Below are 1,766 nucleotides of genomic sequence, written 5' to 3'. Positions count from 1 at the left end.
GGGAGGACCACCTCCTAAGGCTAAATACTCCCTGGCAACCGATAGCGGAGAGTACCGTGAGGGAAAGGTGAAAAGAACCGCGGGAGCGGAGTGAAAGAGAACCTGAAACCGTGTGCTTACAAGCAGTCGGAGTCCGAAAGGATGACGGCGTGCCTTTTGTAGAATGAACCGGCGAGTGATGGTGATGAGCGAGGTTAAGGCAGGGAAGCCGGAGCCGAAGCGAAAGCGAGTCTGAAGAGGGCGAGAAGTTGATTGCCATCGACCCGAAACCGGGTGAGCTACCCCTGGTCAGGGTGAAGTGCGGGTAACACCGCATGGAGGCCCGAACCCACCGGCGTTGAAAAGCCGGGGGATGAACTGGGGGTAGGGGAGAAATTCCAATCGAACCCGGAGATAGCTGGTTCTCCCCGAAATAGCTTTAGGGCTAGCGTCACGGATGAGGGACGGAGGTAGAGCACCGATGGGGTGCGGGGCCCGACCAGGGTTACCAAGCTCCGTCGAACTCCGAATGCCGTTTCATTGAACCGTGGCAGTCAGACTGCGAGTGCTAAGATCCGTAGTCAAGAGGGAAACAGCCCAGACCAACAGCTAAGGTCCCCAAGGGTGGTTAAGTGGGAAACGATGTGGCGGTGCATAGACAACCAGGATGTTGGCTTAGAAGCAGCCATCATTGAAAGAGTGCGTAATAGCTCACTGGTCGAGTGACGCTGCGCGGAAAATGTAACGGGGCTAAACCACACACCGAAGCTATGGCTGTGGGAAGACCACAGGGTAGGGGAGCGTTCCATAAGCGGAGAAGCCTTCTTGAGAGGGAAGGTGGAGGTTATGGAAGTGAGAATGCCGGTATGAGTAGCGAAAAGAGGGGTGAGAATCCCCTCCGCCGAAAGCCCAAGGTTTCCTGGGGAAGGATCGTCCACCCAGGGTTAGTCGGGACCTAAGGCGAGGCCGAGAGGCGTAGTCGAAGGAGAACGGGTTGAGAATCCCGTACCAGATGGATTTGCATGACTGAAGGGGTGACGCAGGAGGCTAGAGCGAGCGGCCGGATGGAAGAGGCCGTCCAATCCGCAAGGGGGTCGCGCAGGGAAAACCGCGCGGCGAGAACTCTGAGCGGTGATGGGGAGGGAAGAAGAGTACCGAAGCGCTCGAGGTCACACTGCCAAGAAAAGCCTCTAGGGAGAATGCATCTGCCCGTACCGGAAACCGACACAGGTGGGCGCGTGGAGAACACGGAGGCGCGCGGGAGCACTCTCGTTAAGGAACTCGGCAAAATGGCCCCGTAACTTCGGGAGAAGGGGCGCTCTGAAGAAGAGCCGCAGTGAAAAGGCCCAAGCGACTGTTTAGCAAAAACACAGGTCTCTGCGAAGCCGAAAGGCGAAGTATAGGGGCTGACGCCTGCCCGGTGCTGGAAGGTTAAGAGGAGGGGTGAGGGCGAGAGCCCGAAGCTCTGAATTGAAGCCCCAGTAAACGGCGGCCGTAACTATAACGGTCCTAAGGTAGCGAAATTCCTTGTCAGGTAAGTTCTGACCCGCACGAAAGGCGTAACGACTTGGGCGCTGTCTCAACGAGAGACCCGGTGAAATTGTAATACCTGTGAAGATGCAGGTTACCCGCGGCTAGACGGAAAGACCCCGTGGAGCTTGACTGTAGCTTGATATGGGAGACGGGCATGTCATGTACAGGATAGGTGGGAGACACAGAAGCATGGGCGCCAGCCTGTGTGGAGTCGATGTTGGGATACCACCCTTGAGATGCTAGTCTTCTAACCT

1 rRNA gene is annotated in these 1,766 nt (G+C 57.0%); it reads left to right on the top strand.

Annotation, left to right across the window (positions count from 1 at the left end):
- Nucleotides 1-1,766 (top strand): 23S ribosomal RNA (locus BUA75_RS15335); the annotation flags it as partial.

This window comes from Alicyclobacillus tolerans, assembly GCF_900142255.1.
GTDB lineage: Bacteria > Bacillota > Bacilli > Alicyclobacillales > Alicyclobacillaceae > Alicyclobacillus_I > Alicyclobacillus_I tolerans.
Note: the sequence above shows the minus strand (reverse complement) of the source record. Positions and strands in the feature narration are given on the sequence as shown.